This window comes from Achromobacter xylosoxidans (assembly GCF_001457475.1).
Classification (GTDB): Bacteria; Pseudomonadota; Gammaproteobacteria; order Burkholderiales; family Burkholderiaceae_B; genus Achromobacter; species Achromobacter xylosoxidans.
Genome location: NZ_LN831029.1, coordinates 2,391,330 through 2,409,602, shown reverse-complemented (window position 1 = coordinate 2,409,602; position 18,273 = coordinate 2,391,330). Strand labels below are relative to the sequence as shown.

The 18,273-nt window shown below is 70.1% G+C and carries 15 protein-coding genes; 8 read left to right on the top strand and 7 right to left on the bottom strand.

Annotated elements, in window-relative coordinates:
* Positions 1–40 precede the first annotated feature (40 nt).
* Positions 41–1,663 (bottom strand): acyl-CoA synthetase, encoded by a 1,623-nt coding sequence (locus tag AT699_RS10895; protein ID WP_024068484.1) that lies wholly within the window; start codon positions 1,661–1,663, stop codon positions 41–43.
* A gap of 117 nt (positions 1,664–1,780) precedes the next feature.
* Here AT699_RS10895 and AT699_RS10890 point away from each other — a divergent pair, with 117 nt between their 5' ends.
* Positions 1,781–2,506, top strand: coding sequence for a TetR/AcrR family transcriptional regulator (locus AT699_RS10890; protein WP_006384909.1), 726 nt, complete (start codon positions 1,781–1,783; stop codon positions 2,504–2,506).
* Here the strand turns inward: AT699_RS10890 and AT699_RS10885 are convergent.
* Positions 2,470–3,381, bottom strand: coding sequence for an SDR family oxidoreductase (locus AT699_RS10885; protein ID WP_024068483.1), 912 nt, complete (start codon positions 3,379–3,381; stop codon positions 2,470–2,472). The genes AT699_RS10890 and AT699_RS10885 overlap by 37 nt on opposite strands.
* A gap of 138 nt (positions 3,382–3,519) precedes the next feature.
* On the opposite strand from AT699_RS10885, the gene AT699_RS10880 reads away from it, so the two are divergent.
* The 5 genes from AT699_RS10880 (at position 3,520) to AT699_RS10860 (ending at position 8,430) form a co-directional block, all read left to right on the top strand.
* Entirely contained in the window at positions 3,520–4,311 is a 792-nt protein-coding gene (locus AT699_RS10880) for an enoyl-CoA hydratase/isomerase family protein (protein WP_024068482.1), read from the top strand.
* Positions 4,312–4,432: 121 nt separating this feature from the next.
* Positions 4,433–5,827: an MATE family efflux transporter gene (locus AT699_RS10875; protein ID WP_024068481.1), complete on the top strand. Its 1,395-nt coding sequence runs from the start codon at positions 4,433–4,435 to the stop codon at positions 5,825–5,827.
* A gap of 26 nt (positions 5,828–5,853) precedes the next feature.
* Positions 5,854–7,125, top strand: a complete 1,272-nt coding sequence (locus AT699_RS10870) for a Zn-dependent hydrolase (RefSeq protein WP_024068480.1) — start codon at positions 5,854–5,856, stop codon at positions 7,123–7,125.
* A 16-nt stretch (positions 7,126–7,141) separates the two neighbouring features.
* On the top strand, positions 7,142–7,477 hold the full coding sequence (locus tag AT699_RS10865; RefSeq protein ID WP_006384499.1) for a thioredoxin family protein: 336 nt from the start codon (positions 7,142–7,144) through the stop codon (positions 7,475–7,477).
* Positions 7,474–8,430 carry a DMT family transporter gene (locus AT699_RS10860; RefSeq protein WP_024068479.1) on the top strand — a complete coding sequence of 319 codons (957 nt, stop codon included), beginning with the start codon at positions 7,474–7,476 and terminating at the stop codon, positions 8,428–8,430. Before AT699_RS10865 ends, AT699_RS10860 begins: the two co-directional genes overlap by 4 nt.
* A gap of 96 nt (positions 8,431–8,526) precedes the next feature.
* On the opposite strand, the gene AT699_RS10855 is transcribed toward AT699_RS10860, so the two are convergent.
* The gene (locus AT699_RS10855; protein WP_024068478.1) at positions 8,527–9,414 is read right to left on the bottom strand and encodes a DMT family transporter; all 888 of its coding nucleotides are present in this window, start codon (positions 9,412–9,414) and stop codon (positions 8,527–8,529) included.
* A complete protein-coding gene (locus AT699_RS10850; RefSeq protein WP_024068477.1) occupies positions 9,405–10,139 on the bottom strand; it encodes a GNAT family N-acetyltransferase in 735 nt (244 codons plus the stop codon). The genes AT699_RS10855 and AT699_RS10850 overlap by 10 nt, the downstream gene beginning before the upstream one ends.
* A 112-nt stretch (positions 10,140–10,251) precedes the next feature.
* On the opposite strand from AT699_RS10850, the gene pdxR reads away from it, so the two are divergent.
* A complete protein-coding gene (pdxR, locus tag AT699_RS10845; RefSeq protein ID WP_172561405.1) occupies positions 10,252–11,817 on the top strand; it encodes a MocR-like pyridoxine biosynthesis transcription factor PdxR in 1,566 nt (521 codons plus the stop codon).
* Positions 11,818–11,828: 11 nt separating this feature from the next.
* On the opposite strand, the gene AT699_RS10840 is transcribed toward pdxR, so the two are convergent.
* Positions 11,829–12,461, bottom strand: a complete 633-nt coding sequence (locus AT699_RS10840) for a LysE family translocator (protein ID WP_006384529.1) — start codon at positions 12,459–12,461, stop codon at positions 11,829–11,831.
* A gap of 471 nt (positions 12,462–12,932) precedes the next feature.
* On the opposite strand from AT699_RS10840, the gene AT699_RS10835 reads away from it, so the two are divergent.
* Positions 12,933–13,769, top strand: coding sequence for a DUF72 domain-containing protein (locus tag AT699_RS10835; RefSeq protein WP_024068474.1), 837 nt, complete (start codon positions 12,933–12,935; stop codon positions 13,767–13,769).
* A gap of 79 nt (positions 13,770–13,848) precedes the next feature.
* Here AT699_RS10835 and gorA read toward each other — a convergent pair whose 3' ends face one another.
* Entirely contained in the window at positions 13,849–15,207 is a 1,359-nt protein-coding gene (gorA, locus tag AT699_RS10830) for a glutathione-disulfide reductase (protein WP_024068473.1), read from the bottom strand.
* A 213-nt stretch (positions 15,208–15,420) separates the two neighbouring features.
* Positions 15,421–18,081, bottom strand: a complete 2,661-nt coding sequence (aceE, locus tag AT699_RS10825) for a pyruvate dehydrogenase (acetyl-transferring), homodimeric type (protein ID WP_024068472.1) — start codon at positions 18,079–18,081, stop codon at positions 15,421–15,423.
* Positions 18,082–18,273: the final 192 nt, after the last annotated feature.

Genomic DNA, 18,273 nt, shown 5'->3' with positions numbered 1-18,273 from the left:
TTTGTCACTGTTTCATTGGCGCTTGTCGCGTCCGCCGCCCTCATGCGTGGCTACCGTCGCGCAGCGAGCGGCGGATGATCTTGCCGGTGGCCGTGGTCGGCAAACTGGTTACAAAGCGGATGCGGCGCGGGTACTCGTGGGCCGCGAGCCGGGTGCGCACGTGCGCTTGCAACGCCTTGACCAGCGCCTCGTCGCCGGCCACGCCGTCATGCAGCACCACGTAGGCCATCACCACCTCGGTGCGCTCGGCATCGGGCACGCCCACCACGGCCGCCATGCGCACCGCGGGGTGGCCGAGCAAGCAGTCTTCGATGGGGCCGGGGCCGATGCGGTAGCCGGCGCTGGTGATGACGTCGTCGTTGCGGCCGACGAAGCGGATGAAGCCGTCGGCGTCGCGCACGCCCATGTCGCCGGTCAGCAGGTAATCGCCGGCGAATTTCTCGGCGGTGGCCTGCGGGTTGTTCCAGTAGCCCAGGAACATCACCGGATCGGGCCGCAATACGCCGATATTGCCTTCCTGGCCATCGGCCATTTCGGCGCCCTGCTCGTCCACGATGGCGACCCGGTGTCCGGGCGCGGCGCGGCCGATGCTGCCGATGCGCGGCTCGAACAGGGATGAGCACGACGACACCAGCATGTTGCATTCAGTCTGGCCGTAGAACTCGTTGATGGTCACGCCCAGCACGCGGCGGCCCCAGTCGATCAGTTCGGCGCCGAGCGATTCGCCGCCGCTGGCCACCGAGCGCAGCGCCAGCGCATCCGGCGCCGGCGGATTGGCCACGCCGCGCATCATCTTGAGCGCGGTGGGCGGCAGGAAAGTGTGCGTGACGCCATGGCGCGCCATCAGGTCGAAGGCCGCGGCGCCGTCGAATTTCTCGAAGCGCCGCGCCAGCACCGGCACGCCGTGGTGCCAGGCCGGCAGCAGCACGTCCAGCAGGCCGCCGATCCAGGCCCAGTCGGCCGGCGTCCACATCAGCGTGGCGCGCTCGGGGAAGAATTCGTGCGACATCTCCACGCCCGGCAGGTGGCCGAGCAACACGCGATGGGCGTGCAGCGCGCCCTTGGGCTTGCCGGTGGTGCCCGACGTGTAGATGATGACGGCCGGATCGTCGGCCGCGGTGGGATCGGCTTCGAACTGCTCGGATTCGGCGTCCAGCGAGGCGTGCAGCGGCAGCGCCCCGCCCTCGCCCGGGCCGTCGATGCAATAGACCGTCTTCAGGGCCGGCAGCGTGGCGCGGATCTCCTGCAGGCGGCGGCAGCCCTCGGCGTCGGTGATGAGGGCGGCGGCGCCGCTGTCGGCCAGGCGGTACTGGATCGCGTCGACGCCGAACAAGGTGAACAGCGGCACCGCCACCGCGCCCATCTTGTAGACGGCGATGTGGGTCACGGCGGTCTCGGGCGCCTGCGGCAGGTACACCGCCACCCGGTCGCCGCGCCGCACGCCCTGGCGCCGCAGCGCGTTGGCCAGCTGGTTGGCGCGCGCCTTGATCTGGTCGAAGCTGTAGCGCGTCTGGCTGCCGTCGCTTTTCTCGTGGATCAGCGCCAGGCGGCCGCTGCCGTCGGCCCACTTGTCGCAGGCGTCCACGCCGATGTTGTAGGCCGCCGGCACCCGCCATTGGAAGGAGGACGCCAACTGCGCGTAGGTTTCGGTTCTGGACAGCATGATGAATCGGTCTCCGTGTCGTTGTTCTTTTGGTCGCGGTCCTGGCCGCTATTTTGGTCGCTATTTTGGTCGGTATGATAGTAAGCCCTGGCCACTTCCCATCGCCCCGCCGTACCCATGGAAAAAACCGCCGCCGTCCCGATGCGCCGCCCGCCGGCCAGCGCCAAGTCCGAGCAACGGATACGGGACATCCTGCGGGTGGCGCGGCAGGTGTTCTCCGAGGCCGGCTTCCAGGCCGCCACCACCACCGAGATCGCGCAGCGGCTGGGCGTGTCCGAAGGCACGGTGTTCACCTACTTCGGCGGCAAGCGCGAGTTGTGCGTGCGCGTCATCAGCGACTGGTACGACGAGATCATCGCCAAGGTCGAGGACTACCTGCCGCACGTGCAGGGCGCGCGGGCCCAACTGCATTACCTGGTGCATGCGCACCTGCGCCACCTGCTGGCCGAGGGCACCGGGCTGTGCGCCTTCATCCTGTCCGAGGGCCGCGCCCGCAATGACGATTTCGGCGAAATCTACGCCGGCCTGCAGCGGCGCTACACCGCGCCGTTGATGCGCATCCTGGCGCAGGGCCAGGCCGACGGCCACGTGCGCCAGGACATGCCGCTGCGCCTGTTGCGATCGGCAGTCTATGGCCCGATGGAGCATGTGCTGTGGGACGCCATCCTGCGCGGCACGCGGGTCGACGTGGCGGCCACCGCCGACCAGTTGGTCGACTTCCTGTGGCAGGCGTTGCAGCCGCCGCGCCGCGACGCGCTGGCGCTGGCGCAATTCCGGGGCGAGGTGCAAGACGCCCTGCATCGGCTTCAGTCCGCCGAGAACAAGGACGGCGGCGAGTACTGAGGAAAGCCGTCGTAGGTCTCGCCGCGCGCGGCTGGCGGCAGGGTCCAGGAGTGGCGCGCGTTGGGCACGCCGCCATCCACGCGGATGACACTGCCGTTGATGAAGGCCGCCGCCGGCGACAGCAGGAACACCACCGCCGCCGCCAGTTCGGCTTCGGTGCCGAAGCGCTGCAACGGCACCTTGGCGGCCAGCCCGCGCAACACCGCGCGGTAGTCCTCGTCGTAGCTGTCCATGCCGCTTGAGGCGATCCAGCCGGGCGCCACCGCGTTCACGCGCACGCCGGCATGGGCCCATTCGCAGGCCGCCGTTTCGGTCAGGTTCCAGACGCCGGCGCGGGCCGCGCCGGCGTGTCCCATGCCGGGCATGCCGCCCCAGATGTCGGCCAGCATGTTGACGATGGCGCCGCCGTGCTGGCGCATGTGCTGGGTGTAGACCTCGCGCGCCATCAGGAAGGTGCCGTGCAGGTTGTTCTGCACCACCGCGTTCCAGCCATTGAAGCTGATCTGCTCCAGCGGCGCCGGGAACTGGCCGCCGGCGCAGTTGAACAGGCCGTCGATGGCGCCATGCGCGGCCAGCGCGTCGGCCACCGCGCCGCGCACGCCGGTTTCGCCGCGGATGTCGCAGGCGTGCAGCGTGATGCGGTCGGCGGCCTCGGGATAGATGCGCGCCAGTTCATCGCGCGCGGCCTCCAGCTTTTCCGGCTTGCGGCCCACCAGCGCCAGGCGCGCGCCCAGCGAGGCCAGCTCGTGCGCGGTGCAGCGCCCCAGACCGCTGCCGCCGCCGGTGACCATGACGGTCTTGCCGTCGAACAGGCCCGGCCGGAAGACCGACGCGTAGCGCGCCGTCGCGGCGGCGCCGTCGGGGGAATGGTTCATGTCTCGCTCCGTTGTCATTTTTTTGAGGATAACTCAATATTTGACCCTAAAACACGCATTACTCGCGTATTACCCTATGGAAACAATACGCCGTATCAGGTTATTAATTGAGCACCAATCAATAATCTGGAGACCCGCATGAGCACCCCGCCCCCGCTGCTGGTGGACCGCGACGGCCCCATCGCCCGCCTGACGCTGAACCGCCCGGACATGCGCAACGCCTTCGACGAGACGCTGATCGCGGCGCTGACCACGGCCGTGCGCGAGGCGGCGGACGATCCGGCCGTGCGGGTGCTGCTGCTGACCGGCGCGGGCAAGGCGTTCTGCGCGGGCGGCGACCTGAACTGGATGCGCAAGATGGCCACGCTGAGCGACGCCGACAATCGCGCCGACGCCGGCCGCCTGGCGCGGATGCTGCGCGCCATCTGGTCCTGCGCCAAGCCCGTGGTGGCGGCGGTCAACGGCGACGCCTACGCGGGCGGCATGGGCCTGGTGGCGGCCTGCGACGTCGCCATCGCCGCCGATCACGCGCAGTTCTGCCTGTCGGAAACCCGCCTGGGCCTGCTGCCGGCCACCATCAGCCCGTACGTGATCCGCGCCATGGGCGAACGCGCGGCCAACCGCTACTTCCTGACGGCTGAACGCTTCGACGCCGCCGCCGCATACCGCATGGGCCTGCTGCACGGCGTCGTGCCGCTGGCGCGGTTGCAGGACGAGGCCGGCGCCGTCTGCCGCGCGCTGTGCGATAACGGCCCGCAGGCGGTGCAGGCCAGCAAACGGCTGGTGCGGGATTTCGCCGGCCAGCCGCTGGATGACGCGCTGGTGGCCGATTCGGTCGAGCGCATCGCCGCGGTGCGCGCCTCCGAGGAAGCGCGCGAAGGCGTGAGCGCCTTCCTGGAAAAGCGCCCGCCGGCCTGGCGCGCGCCCTGACGCGCGGCATGAGCCCCGCGCGTGGACGCGTCAACGCGATGTCCCGCGCGGACCAGGGGAAGTATCCGGGTTAACCCCGAACGACGTTTAAGATGCGGGCTTCGTCCACAAGAGAAGCCGCATGCCCGCCCTTCGCCGCGCCGCCTGGAAACGTGAAATCACCGCCACCCTGCTGCTCAGCCTGCCGCTGGTGCTGACCAACCTGGCGCAGATCGCGATGACAGTGACGGACGTGATGTTCATCGGCCACCTGGGCTCGCAGCCGCTGGCGGCCAGCGCGCTGGGCGCCAACCTGTATTCGGCGATCGCGTTCTTCGCGCTGGGCCTGGTCAGCGCCACCGCGCCCATGGCCGCGCATGCCGAGGGCGCGCGCCGCAATTCGGTGCGCGAGGTGCGCCGCACGGTGCGCCAGGGCTTCTGGAGCGCGGTGCTGATCTCGGTGCCGGGCTGCCTGGCGCTGTGGTTCGGCGAGCACATCCTGCTGCTGTTGCGCCAGCCGCCCGAGCTGGCCGCGCCGGCGGGCCAGTACCTGCGGGCGCTGCTGTGGGCGATGCCGCCGTTCCTGGGCTTCCTGGTGCTGCGCTCATTCGTGGCCGCGCTGCAGCAGCCGCGCTGGGCCTTCATCGTGGCGGTGGGCGCGATCCTCTTTAACGTCTTCGGCAACTGGGTGCTGGTGTTCGGCAACCTGGGCGCGCCGGCCATGGGCCTGATCGGCGCCGGCGTGGCCAGCGCGCTGGCCAGCCTGTCGCTGTTCGTGGGCATGGTGATCGTGGTGCTGCGCGACCGGCGCTTTCGCCGTTACCGGCTGTTCAGCGGCCTGCTCCAACCCGACTGGCAGCGCTTGCGGGCGTTCTGGAAGCTGGGCCTGCCGATCGCCGTGACGACCGCGTTCGAAGTCACCATCTTCAACGCCGCCGCCTTCCTCATCGGCTGGCTGGGCGAGGCCGAGCTGGCGGCGCACGCCATCGCCATCCAGATCGCCAGCGTGACCTTCATGATCCCCTACGGCGTGGCGCAGGCGGCCACGGTGCGGGTCGGCTATGCCCAGGGCGCGGGCGACGGCGTCGGCGTGACGCGCGCCGGCTGGAGCGCATTCGGCCTGGGCATCGGCTCGATGGTGATCGCCGCGGCCCTGATGGTGACCGTGCCGTACGCGCTGGTGTCGGTGTTCATGGACGTGCACGATCCGGCCAACGCCAAGGTGCTGGCCTTCGCGGTCAGCTACCTGGCGGTGGCGGCGGTGTTCCAGATCGTCGATGGCGCGCAGGTGCTGGGCGCCGGCATGCTGCGCGGCCTGCACGACACCCGCGTGCCGATGATCTACGCGGCGATCGGCTATTGGGGCGTGGGCCTGCCTTGCGGCGCCTGGCTGGCCTTCCAGGCCGGCTGGCGCGGGGTCGGCATCTGGAGCGGACTGGCCATCGGGCTGGCGGTGGTGGCGGTGCTGATGATGCAGCGCTGGGCCCGGCGCGCCTCGCTGGGATTGGTGGGGCGGCGCGTGTCCCACATGCCATAATCGCCGATGCAATTCCTGGAACCTACATGCCCACCGCCTCACCCGTTTTTCCCCCCCTGAACGCCGCGCGCCTCTGGCAGCGCGTCGAGACCCTGTCACGCTACACCCTGCCCGACCAGCCCTGGACCCGCCGCGCCTTTTCGCCGCTGTTCCTCGAGGCACGCGACTGGCTGCGCGGTGAATTCGAGGCCGCGGGTTTGACCACCCGCCTGGACGCCGGCGGCAACCTCATCGGCGCCCGCGCCGGCCGCAACGCGCAACGCCAGCCCATCGCCACCGGCTCGCACTGCGACACCGTCATGAGCGGCGGCCGCTTTGACGGCATCATCGGCGTGCTGGCCGGCATCGAAGTCGCCCACACCATGCGGGAACACGGCATCGAACTGGAGCATCCCTTCGAGGTCATCGACTTCCTGTCGGAAGAACCCAGCGACTACGGCATCTCCTGCGTCGGCAGCCGCGCCCTGAGCGGCCAGCTCAGCGCCGACATGCTGGCCGCGCGCAACGCCGACGGCGAGACGCTGGCGCAGGGCATCGCCCGCATCGGCGGCGATCCGACCGCGCTGACCCAGCCCCTGCGCGGCCCGGACGGCACGGCCGCCTTCGTCGAACTGCACATCGAGCAAGGCCCGGTGCTGGAAAGCCGCCAGCTGCCCATCGGCGTGGTCACCAACATCGTCGGCATCCGCCGCGTGCTGATCACGGTCGAAGGCCAGCCCGACCACGCCGGCACCACGCCCATGGACATCCGCCGCGACGCCCTGGTGGGCGCGGCCCGCATCATCGACGCCGCCAGCCGCCAGGCCAGCGCCGCCAGCGGCAACCCGCACTACGTGGTCGCCACCGTCGGCAAGCTCGCCATGACGCCCAACGCCGCCAACGCCGTGCCCGGCCGCGTCGAACTGACGCTGGAAATGCGCAGCGACAGCAACGCCGTGCTGGACGCTTTCCCCGAAACGCTGATGGCCGGCGTGGCCGCCGACCTGAAGGCGCTGCGCCTGACCGCCGGCTTCGTGCAACTGAGCCGGGCCCAGCCCACCGACTGCACGCCGCTGGTGATGGACGCGGCGCAGGCCGCCGCCGACCAGCTCGGCTACGCCAGCATGCGCCTGCCCAGCGGCGCCGGCCACGACGCCGTCTACATGGCGCCCACCGGCCCCATCGGCATGATCTTCATCCCCTGCCTGAACGGGCGCAGCCACTGCCCCGAGGAATGGATCGAGCCGAAGCAGCTACTGGACGGCACCCGCGTGCTGTACCAGACCGTGCTGGAACTGGATCGCGTGTTGTCCCGATAACTACCCCGACGCCGCCATGGAAGAAATAGAACTGAACGACAGCACCGCCGACCGCTACCTGCTGGACACGCCTGGCCTCACGCTGCTGGTGTTCCACAGCCGCACCTGCGGCACCTGCCGCATCGCGCGCGAACAACTGCCCAAGCTGGACCTGCCGGTGCAGCGGGTGTGCTGGGTCGACGCCGGCGAGAACGGCGGCCTGGTGGAACGCTACGAAGTCTTCCACCTGCCGGCCATGTTCGTGACCCGTGACGGCGCCTTCTTCGGCCCGGTGCAGGCCAGCCTGGCCGAATGGGATCTGCGCCAGCAGATCGGGCTGGCGCTGGACAGCTACCCGGCCGAACTGCCATGAGCGCCATCGCCGCCGCCATGGCCCCTTCCCGCCGGGCGTTGGACACGCTGGCCACCAGCGTGATGCTGCTGTTGTGCGTGTGCTGGGGTTTCCAGCAGATCGCCATCAAGCTGGTGGCGGCCGACATCTCGCCCATCATGCAGGTCGGCCTGCGCTCGGCCTTCGCCGCGCTGGTGCTGGGCGCGGTGGTGTGGCGCGCCGAAGGTTCGCGCGCGCTGCGCGACGGCACGCTGGGCGCCGGCGTGCTGGTGGGCCTGCTGTTCGGCTTCGAGTTCCTGGCGATCGCGCAGGGGCTGGTCTACACCACCGCCTCGCACATGTCGGTGTTCCTGTACACCGCGCCGATCTTCACGGCGCTGGGCCTGCATTGGCGCGTTCCCGAGGAACGCATGGCGCCGCTGCAATGGCTGGGCGTGGCGGTGGCCTTTGGCGGCATCGCCGTGGCCTTCCTGGGCAACGGCCAGCCGCAAGCGGCCAACGCCGCCAGCAACATGCTGCTGGGCGACGCGCTCGGGCTGCTGGGCGGGCTGCTGTGGGGCGCCACCACGGTCGCGATCCGCCGCACCGCGCTGTCGGAAGCGGCGCCTTCCAAGACCCTGTTCTACCAGATGGCGATCGCCGCGCTGGTGCTGCTGGTCTATGCGGCGGCCACCGGCAACGCCGGCATCCGCTACACGCCTGCGGCCATGCTGAGCGTGGCGTTCCAGTCGGTGGTGGTGGCGCTGTCGAGCTACCTGGCGTGGTTCTGGCTGCTGCGGCGCTACCTGGCCTCGCGCCTGTCGATCCTGTCGTTCATGACGCCGCTGTTCGGGGTGTCGTTCGGCGTGCTGATCCTGGACGAGCCGCTGGACGGCGCCTTCGTCGTCGGCGCGCTGATGGTGCTGGCCGGCATCTCGCTGGTGAGCGGCGCCGGTCTGCTGCGCGAGAAGCTGCGGCGCGGCAAGCGCGCCTGAATTGCGCGGATCGGCGCGCGGGCTGGCACGCCGGCCGGTGCGCCGGTTGTGGTCCGGGGCATGCCCGGGCCGAAGCGCGGATCGATGCGCCGGCCCTCAGGCCCGGCGCCCACCGCCCAGGTTCAACACGATCAACGCCGCGCCCGCCAGCACCAGCGCGAAGCCCCACCAGTCGGCGGCATCGGGGCGGTCCCCCACCAGCGCCATCGCGCCCAGCACCCCGACCACCGGCACCATCAACGTGGTCAAGGCCGCCACCGTCGCGCTGACCCGTTCGCTCAGCACGAACCACAGCCAGTACGCCACGGCCGTGCCCAGCACGATGTGGAACGCCAGCGCGCCCGCCACGCGCGCGCTCCAGCCCTGCGTCGGAAAGGCTTCGCCCGCCAGCAGCACGCCGCCCAGCGCGCAGGCCGCGCCTACCGCCAGCTGCCAGGCCGTCACCACGATGCGATGCCCCATCACCGGCCAGCGCTTCAGGTAGACCGTGCCGGCGGCCCACCCGAAGGCGGCGGTGAGCGGGAACACCAGGCCGCGCGCGGCGGCCAGGTCATGATCGGCAAAGATGGCGCGCAGCACCGGCCAGGCCAGCACCGCCACGCCGGCGGCGCCCAGCAGCAAGGCCAGGCCGCGGCGGCGGTCCAGCCGTTCGCCCAGCACCGCCCAGGCCAGCAATGCCGACATCATCGGCATGGTGAACGTGAGCACGGCGGCGCGCGACGTGCTGGTGCTGAGCTGGGCCCAGGCCACCGCCAGGTTGAACACCGCGACGGCCAGGATGCCGCCGACCACGATGCCCGGCCACGAGGCCCGCGGCGGCAGCAGCGCCAGCCTTTTCATGCGCGCCAGCGCCAGCAGCAGCAAGGCGCCGCTGCCCAGCCCCAGCAGGCGCAGGGTGAACGGCGGGCAGATCGACAACACGATCTTGACCGCCGGCCAGTTCAGGCCCCAGAACAGCGCCAACGCAACCGGGATCAGGCGCACGCGGCCTTTTCCCGGGCGATCAGCTCCGCCAGGCCCTGGCGCTGGTTGCCCTCGGCGTCGAAATTGTCGGGGCTCAACCAGTTCTCATAGGCCGCGCGCAGGGCCGGCCATTCGCTGTCGATGATCGAGAACCAGGCGGTGTCGCGGCTGCGGCCCTTGTAGACGGTGGCCTGGCGGAAGATGCCTTCGAACTGGAAGCCCAGGCGGGCCGCGGCGGCGCGCGACGGCGCGTTCAGGCTGTCGCACTTCCATTCATAGCGACGGTAGCCCAGCTCGTCGAAGGCGCGGCGCATCAGCAGGAACTGCGCCTCGGTGGCGATGCGGGTGCGCTTGAGCAGCGGCGAGAACGCCACGAAACCGACCTCGATGACGCCGTTGGCGGGGTCGATGCGCATCAGCGACAACGAGCCGATCGCGCGGCCGCTGGCCAGGTCCATGACCGCATGGTGCATGGGATCGCTGGCGGCATGGGCCTGCGCCTGCTCGGCGAACTGGCGGTAGGCGGCCGCGTCGGCGAAGGGGCCGACGCTCATGTAGGTCCAGTCGCGGCCATCGGGCGCCTGGCTGAAGGCGGCGTACAGGTCCGCCGCGTGGCGTTCGGCCGACAGCGGCTCCAGGCGGCAGTAGCGGCCCTGCGCCGGCGCCACCGGCGGACGCGGGCGCGGCGTCCAGCCGGACAGGTCGGGGCCGATGGGTTGTTGATATGCATTGACGCGCGGTTGCATGCTGCGAGGCCTCTCCAGGTTGGGGGAACGCCGCCGCCAATGGCGGACGCCCGCCAGGGTAATTTCCGTCACGGCGGACCCTGGCACGCTCTCACGATAGCCAAACCGTGGCATGATAAAAAGCACCACGGTCCGTAAATTTAATAGAGCCATGACAGAACCTGCCGCCCTGCTCTCCAGCCCGCTGGCGCGCGGCCCGGGCGCCCTGCCGCGCCAGCGCCAGCTGATCCAGCGGCTCAAGCAGGCCATCCTGGCGGGCCAGTTGCCGGCGGGCGGCAAGCTGCCGGCCTCGCGCGTGCTGGCCGACGAACTGCGCATCTCGCGCAACACCGTGCTGATCGCCTACGAACAGTTGACCGCCGAAGGCTACGTCATCGCCGACCGCCAGGGCACGCGCGTGGCGCCGCTGTCGGCCGCCGCCGCCAGCGCGGCGAAGCAGGCCACCCGGCGCGCCGCCGAGCAGGCGGCCAGACCGGCCCCCGGGCCGGCCGCGGGACAGGCGTCCCGGCCCGAGGCGCCCGTCTTTCGCACCGCCGCCCGCCTGTCGCGCATCATCGCGACGCGCGCCCCCAACGATGGCTCGCTGCCGCTCACGCCCGGCACCCCCGCGCTGACCCAGTTTCCCATCAGCGCGTGGCGCCGGGCCCAGGACCGGGCGCTGCAGGCGGCGCCCGCCGCCACGCTGGGCTACGGCCCGCCGGTGGGCGAACCCGCGCTGCGCGAAGCCATCGCCCAGTACCTGCGGGTGTCGCGCGGGGTCAATTGCGATGCCTCGCGCATCGTCATCACGGAAGGCGCCCAGGGCGCGCTGGCACTGTGCGTGCAACTGCTGACCAATCCCGGCGACACCGCCTGGCTGGAGGAACCCGGCTACCGCGGCGCGAAGTCGGCCTTCCACGCGGGCGACCTGAACGTGGTGGCGATGCGGGTCGACGCCGACGGCCTGGCCATCAACGAGGACGACTGGCTCACCCGGCCGCCGCGCCTGATCCAGGCCACGCCCACGCACCAGTACCCGACCGGCGCCGTGCTGTCGCTGGCGCGCCGGCTCGACCTGCTGGAACGGGCGCGCCGCGCCGGCGCCTGGATCATCGAGGACGACTACGACAGCGAATTCCGCCACCAGGGCGAGCCGATCGCCGCGATGCAGGGCCTGCTGCCCGACGCGCCGGTGCTGTACGTGGGCACGTTCAGCAAGACCATGTTCCCGGCGCTGCGGCTGGGCTTCCTGGTGCTGCCGCAGGCGATCGCCGGGCCGGCCATGCCTTCGATCGTGGAAATGCTGCGCGGCGGGCACCGGCTGGAACAGCTGACGATGGCCGCCTTCATCGAAAACGGCCAGTTCTCGCGTCACCTGGGCCGCATGCGGCGGCTGTACCGCGAGCGCCAGGCGGCGCTGCGCGAGGCGCTGGCGCAACACCTGGGCATCGACCATGAAGTGCTGGGCGGCCACAGCGGCCTGCACCTGACGGTGCGGCTGCCGCCCGATGTGCCCGACCGCGCCGTCGTCGAGCAGGCGCGCCGGCTGGGCATGAATCCGAACGCGCTGTCGACTTTCGCCATCACGCCGCAGCCGCAGGACAACGGCCTGGTGATCGGCTACGGCAACACCAGCGCCGACCGCTACCCGGCGCTGGTCAGGCAATTGGGCAAGCTGGCGGCGGCGCTGCGCCACTGAAACGCTGAATCTCAGCGGCGCGAATCGAGCGCCATGCGCAGCGCCAGGCCGGCCAGCACCGTGCCCATCAGCCAGCGCTGGATCGCGATCCACAGCGGCCGGCCGGCCAGGAAGCCGGCGATCGAACCCGCCATGATCGCGATGACGGCGTTGACCGACAGGCTGATGGCAACCTGCGTCAATCCCAGCGCGATCGACTGGGTGAACACGCTGCCATGGTCGGGCTGGATGAACTGCGGCAGCAGCGACACGTACAGCACGGCGATCTTGGGATTGAGCAGGTTGGTCAAAAGCCCCATCGTGAACAGCGTGCGCGGGCTGCTGGCCGGCAGCTCGCGCACCTGGAACGGCGAACGCCCGCCCGGGCGCACCGCCTGCCAGGCCAGGTACAGCAGATAGAGCGCGCCGCCGAAGCGCAGCGCATCGTAGGCGTACGGCACCGACATCAGCAGCACCGTCAGGCCGAATGCCGCGCACAGCACGTAGAAGATGAAGCCCACCGCCACGCCGGACAACGAGATCAGCCCCGCCTTGGGCCCCTGCGAAATCGAGCGGGACACCAGGTAGATCATGTTGGGCCCGGGCGTGAGCACCATGCCCAGGGCGACCAGGGCGAACGTCAGGAGATTGGCGATGTCAGGCATGATGCGCCGGCGCGGGCCGGTCGGTAGTGGGAAGATGAACAGCCACGTTATCTGAAATCTGTATCGGAACAGCGGATTTTTTCGCGCGGCGTGGCGGCCTGGAAACAACACACCGGCGGCGATTAAATGTCGCCGGATGGGCCGCGGCGGCCGCGAGGTATACAGTGATCGGCTAGGGCCTGCTCACACTAAAAGGAGCCTCGCATGGGTACCCAAATGAGTGACTATCAAGGCGCGAAGCGCAGTCGTGGCAGGTCCCCGGCGAGCATTCGCAACGCTGAGAGGCGCTCATTTGGGTACTCACCCTTCGGGCAGGCCGGTAATCGGGCGCCAGGCGTCGTTGCGCTCACCTTGCGTGGCACAGCCACGCGGCGGCGACCGCGCCTAGCCTGGCGCCCGATTACCGGCCTGTGCGAGGCTCCTTTTAGTGTGAACAGGCCCTAAGGCCGCAAGCCCCGGGAGGATCCACGCATGCCACCACGATCATCACCCGCCACGCCCGCCGCCGGCCGTGCCGGCGCCATCCGCGTCGGCGTGGGCGGCTGGACCTACGCGCCCTGGCGCGGCGCCTTCTACCCCGACGACCTGCCGCACGCGCGCGAACTCGAATACGCCAGCCGCCAGCTCACCGCCATCGAGGTCAACGGCACCTACTACAGCAGCCAGAAGCCGGCCACCTTCGCCAAGTGGCGCGACGAGACGCCAGATGATTTCGTGTTCTCGCTCAAGGCCTCGCGCTATGCCACCAACCGACGCGAACTGGCCGGCGCCGGGGAATCGGTGCATCGCTTCGTGCACGGCGGCATCGCCGAGCTGGGCCCCAAGCTGGGGCCGATCGTGTGGCAGTTCGCGCCCACCACGGTGTTCAACGCCGACGACTTCGGCGCCTTCCTGGCGCTGTTGCCGGACGCGGTGGACGGGCTGCCGCTGCGCCACGTGATGGACGTGCGCCACGCCAGCTTCGCCTGCGAAGAATACCTGGCCCTGGCGCGCCGCCACGCCGTGGCCACGGTCTACACCGACAGCGAAGACTACCCCTCGCTGGCCGATGCCACCGGCGATTTCATCTATGCGCGGCTGATGCGCGCCAGCACCGCCTTCAAGGCCGGCTATGCGCCCAAGGTGCTGGACGCCTGGGCCGACCGCCTGCGCACCTGGGCGCGCGGCGCCGATCCGGACGACCTGCCACGGGTGGGCACGCGCAAGCCGTCGGGCGCGACGCGCCCGCGCGACGTCTTCGCCTTCTTCATCAATGGCGCCAAGGAGCGCGCGCCGGCGGCGGCGCGCGCGATGATCGAGCGGCTGTAGCCGGCGCGGCCGCGCCGGGCCGCCTGGCGCGGCTGTGCCGGCCGTCAAAGGATGCCGGCCCCGGGGACCGGCGACGGCGTCAATTCGCGACCGGCGTGCGCAGCGTCACGAATTCCTCGGCAGCGGTGGGGTGGATGCCGATGGTGTCGTCGAACACGCGCTTGGTGGCGCCTGCCTTGAGCGCGATGGCGATGCCCTGCACGATCTCGCCGGCGTCAGGGCCGACCATGTGCACGCCCAGTACCTTGTCGGTGTCGGCGTCGACGATCAGCTTCATCAGGGTCTTTTCCTGCGATTCGGTCAGCGTCAGCTTCATGGGACGGAAGCGGCTTTCGAACAGCTTGACCGGATGGCCGGCGGCGCGCGCCTCTTCGGTGGTCATGCCGACGGTGCCGATGTTGGGCAGGCTGAACACGGCGGTGGGAATCAGCTTGTAGTCGACCTTGCGGTATTCCTCCGGGCGGAACAGGCGGCGCGCCACCGCCATGCCCTCGGCCAGCGCCACCGGCGTCAACGGCACGCGGCCAATGACGTCGCCGATCGCCAGGATCGAGGGTTCGCTGGTGCGGTATTCGTCGTCCACCGCGATGAAGCCCTTGTCGTCGAGCTTGACGCCGGTGTTCTCCAGGCCCAGGTTGTCCAGCATCGGCCGGCGGCCGGTGGCGTAGAACACGCAATCGGCCTCGATCACGCCGCCGTCCTTGAGCGTGGCGGCCAGGGTGCCGTCGGCGCGCTTGTCGATGCGCGCCACCTCGGCGTTGAACTTCAGGTCGATGCCCTTCTTGGCGAGTTCGTCGCGCAGGTGCTCGCGCACCGCCTGGTCGAAGCCGCGCAGGAACAGCGGACCGCGGTAGACCTGGGTGGTCTGCGCGCCCATGCCGTTGAAGATCGAGGCGAACTCGACCGCGATGTAGCCGCCGCCCACCACCAGCACCCGGCGCGGCAGCGTCTTCAGGAAGAAGGCCTCGTTCGAGGTGATGGCGTGTTCCTTGCCGGGAATGTCCGGCACCTGGGGCCAGCCGCCGGTGGCCACCAGGATGTTGGCGGCGGTATAGGACTTGCCGTCGACCTCGACGGTGTGCGGGTCCTTGATGCGGGCGTGGGCTTCCAGCAGCGTCACGCCGCTATTGACCAGCAAGTTGCGGTAAATGCCGTTAAGACGCTCGATCTCGCGGTTCTTGTTGGCGATCAGCGTGGGCCAGTCGAAGCTGGGCTGGCCGGCGTTCCAGCCAAAGCCGTGGGCCTGTTCGAAGTCTTCGCTGTAGTGGGCGCCGTAGACCAGCAGCTTCTTGGGCACGCAGCCCACGTTGACGCAGGTGCCGCCCAGGTAGCGGCTTTCGGCCACCGCCACGCGGGCGCCGAAACCGGCCGCGAAGCGGGCCGCGCGCACGCCGCCGGAGCCCGCGCCGATCACAAACAGGTCGAAATCGAATGCCATGGTGTTTCCTTCGCCGTCCCACTGCCGGGACGCATTTCACTGTCGGGAGAAGCGCTATTTTGCACCAGTGCGGCCCCGTCGGTCGCCATGCCCCCAGCCCCGGCCCGGTCACACCGTCGGAGATCCGGCGCGGATCCGGACCAGCGGCCTGTCACCGCGCCGGCGCGACCCGGTGACAGGATGCCGGCGTCGCGGCCCGGCCGCCCGCGCGCCCTACGGCAAGGCCGCCGACACCGCCTCCGGATCCAGCCCGTAGCGCCGGATCGCCTCGGCCGCCCGCTCCGCCGGCAGCACGCCGTCGTCGGCCAGCGCCTTGAGCGTGGCCAGCGCGATGTGGTGCCGGTCCACTTCAAAGAACGCCCGCAGCGCCTGGCGCGTATCCGAACGGCCGAAGCCGTCGGTGCCCAGCGTCACGTAGCGGCGCCCCGCGAAAGGACGGATCTGCTCGGCCACCGTCTTCATGTAGTCGGTGGCCGCGATCACGGGCCCCGAGGTGTCGGCCAGGCGCGTTTCGACGAACCCCTGGCGCGCCGCGTCCAGCGGATGCAGGCGGTTCCAGCGCTCGGTCTCCTGGCCGTCGCGGCGCAGCTCGGAATAGCTGGTGACGCTCCAGACGTCGGCCGCCACGCCGAAGTCCTGTTGCAGCAAGTCGGCGGCGGCCAGGGTCTCGCCCAGGATGGCGCCGCTGCCCAGCAGTTGCGCGCGGACCTCGCCCGGACCGCCCTCGCGCAGGCGGTACATGCCCTTCAGGATGCCGGCCTCGGCGCCTTCCGGCATCGGCGGATGGGCGGTCTTCTCATTGATCAGCGTCAGGTAGTAGAAGACGTCTTCCTGCTCCTGGTACATGCGGCGCATGCCGTCCTGCACGATCACGGCGATCTCGTAGGCGTAGGCCGGGTCGTAGGCGATGCACGACGGGATCACCGAGGCCAGCACGTGGCTGTGGCCGTCGTCATGCTGCAGGCCCTCGCCTTCCAGCGTGGTGCGGCCCGAAGTCGCGCCCAGCAGGAAGCCGCGCGCGCGGATGTCGCCCGCCGCCCAGGCCAGGTCGCCCACGCGCTGGAAACCGAACATCGAATAGAAGATGTAGAACGGGATCGTGGCCACGCCATGGGTGCTGTAGGCGGTGGCGGCGGCGATCCATGAAGCCATGGCGCCCGATTCATTGATGCCTTCCTGCAGGATCTGGCCGCGCCGGTCCTCGCGGTAGACGCTGAGCTGGTCGGCGTCCTGCGGCGTGTACAGCTGGCCCACGTGCGAGTAGATGCCGACCTGGCGGAACATGCCGTCCATGCCGAAGGTGCGCGATTCATCGGGCACGATGGGCACCACGCGCGCGCCGATCTGCGGATCCTTGAGCAACTGTGCCAGGATGCGCACGAACGCCATGGTGGTGGAGAATTCGCGGCCGTCGCTGCCCTTCAGGTGCGCGGCGAAGGCTTCCAGCGCGGGCGTGGCCTGCGGGCCCGGGCCGGCCGGACGCAGCGGCAGGTGGCCGCCGGCGCGCCGGGTGGCGGCTTCCAGGTAGGCCTGTTCCGGGCTGCCGGGTTCCGGCTTGAGGTACGGAATGTCCGCCAGGCGCTCGTCCGGCACCGGCAGGTCGAAGCGATCGCGGTACGCGCGCACCGCCGGGTCGGCCATCTTCTTCTGCTGGTGGTTGGTGTTGGCGGCTTCGCCGGCCGCGCCCATGCCGTAGCCCTTGACGGTCTTGGCCAGGATCACCGTGGGCTGGCCGCGATGCGCCAGCGCCGCGGCGTAGGCCGCGTGCATCTTGACCGGGTCGTGGCCGCCGCGGTTGAGCGCGCCGATCTCGTCGTCGCTCAGGTGCGCCACGCGCTCGAGCAGCACCGGGTCGGCGCCGAAGAAATGTTCGCGCACGTAGGCGCCGCCGCGCGCCTTGAACACCTGGTATTCGCCGTCCACGCATTCCATCATGCGGCGCCGCAGGCGGCCGTCGTGGTCCTGCGCCAGCAGCGCGTCCCAGCCGCCGCCCCAGATCACCTTGATGACGTTCCAGCCGGCGCCGCGATAGACGCTTTCCAGTTCCTGGATGATCTTGGCGTTGCCGCGCACCGGGCCGTCCAGGCGCTGCAGGTTGCAGTTGACCACGAAGATCAGGTTGTCGAGCTTTTCGCGGCCGGCCATGGCGACTGCCGCCAGCGTCTCGGGCTGGTCCTGCTCGCCGTCGCCCAGGAAGCCCCACACGCGCCGGTCCTGCACCGCGATCAGGCCGCGGTCTTCCAGGTAGCGCATGTAGCGCGCCTGGTAGGCCGCCATCAGCGGCCCCAGGCCCATCGACACGGTCGGGAACTGCCAGAAGCCGGGCATGGTGCGCGGATGCGGATACGACGCCAGCCCGCCGCCGCCGATTTCGCGGCGGAAGCGGTCCAGCTCCGCTTCGGACAGGCGCCCTTCCAGGTAGGCGCGGGCGTAGATGCCGGGCGCCGAATGGCCCTGGATGTAGAGCATGTCGCCCAGGTAGTCCGGCGTGGCGGCGCGGAAGAAATGGCGGTAGCCGGTTTCGTACAGGGTGGTGGCCGAGGCATAGGTGGCGATGTGCCCGCCCACGCCGGAATGCTTGCCGGCGCGCAGCACCATGGCCATGGCGTTCCAGCGCAGATAGGCGTCCAGCCGCGCCTCGATGCGGGTGTCGCCGGGGAACGGCGCCTGGGCCGGCAGGCCGATCGTGTTGACGTAGGGCGTGACGCCGGCCGCGGCATAGCCGCCGCTGCGGGCGCGGTCCTGGTCGATCAGGCGGTCCAGCAGGTAATGCGTGCGCGGCAGGCCTTCGTGCGCCAGCACAGCCTGCATCGCGTCCAGCCACTCGCTGGTTTCTTCGGGGTCGATGTCGACGCAGTCGATCTCGGGTTCCATGGGCATCCTCCTTGTGGTGCGCAAGCGGCGCCCGGACACGAAAGGTCGGCGCCATCGTTTCACATCGTGAATTGCATTTGCATAATGTGCAATTGCAATCGTATGGAGGTTTTTGAACAATTGCAAGTGCAACTATTTGAGCGCATGGACGGCACCCACGGGACCAGGCCCGACGGCGGGAACCTTGGAGGC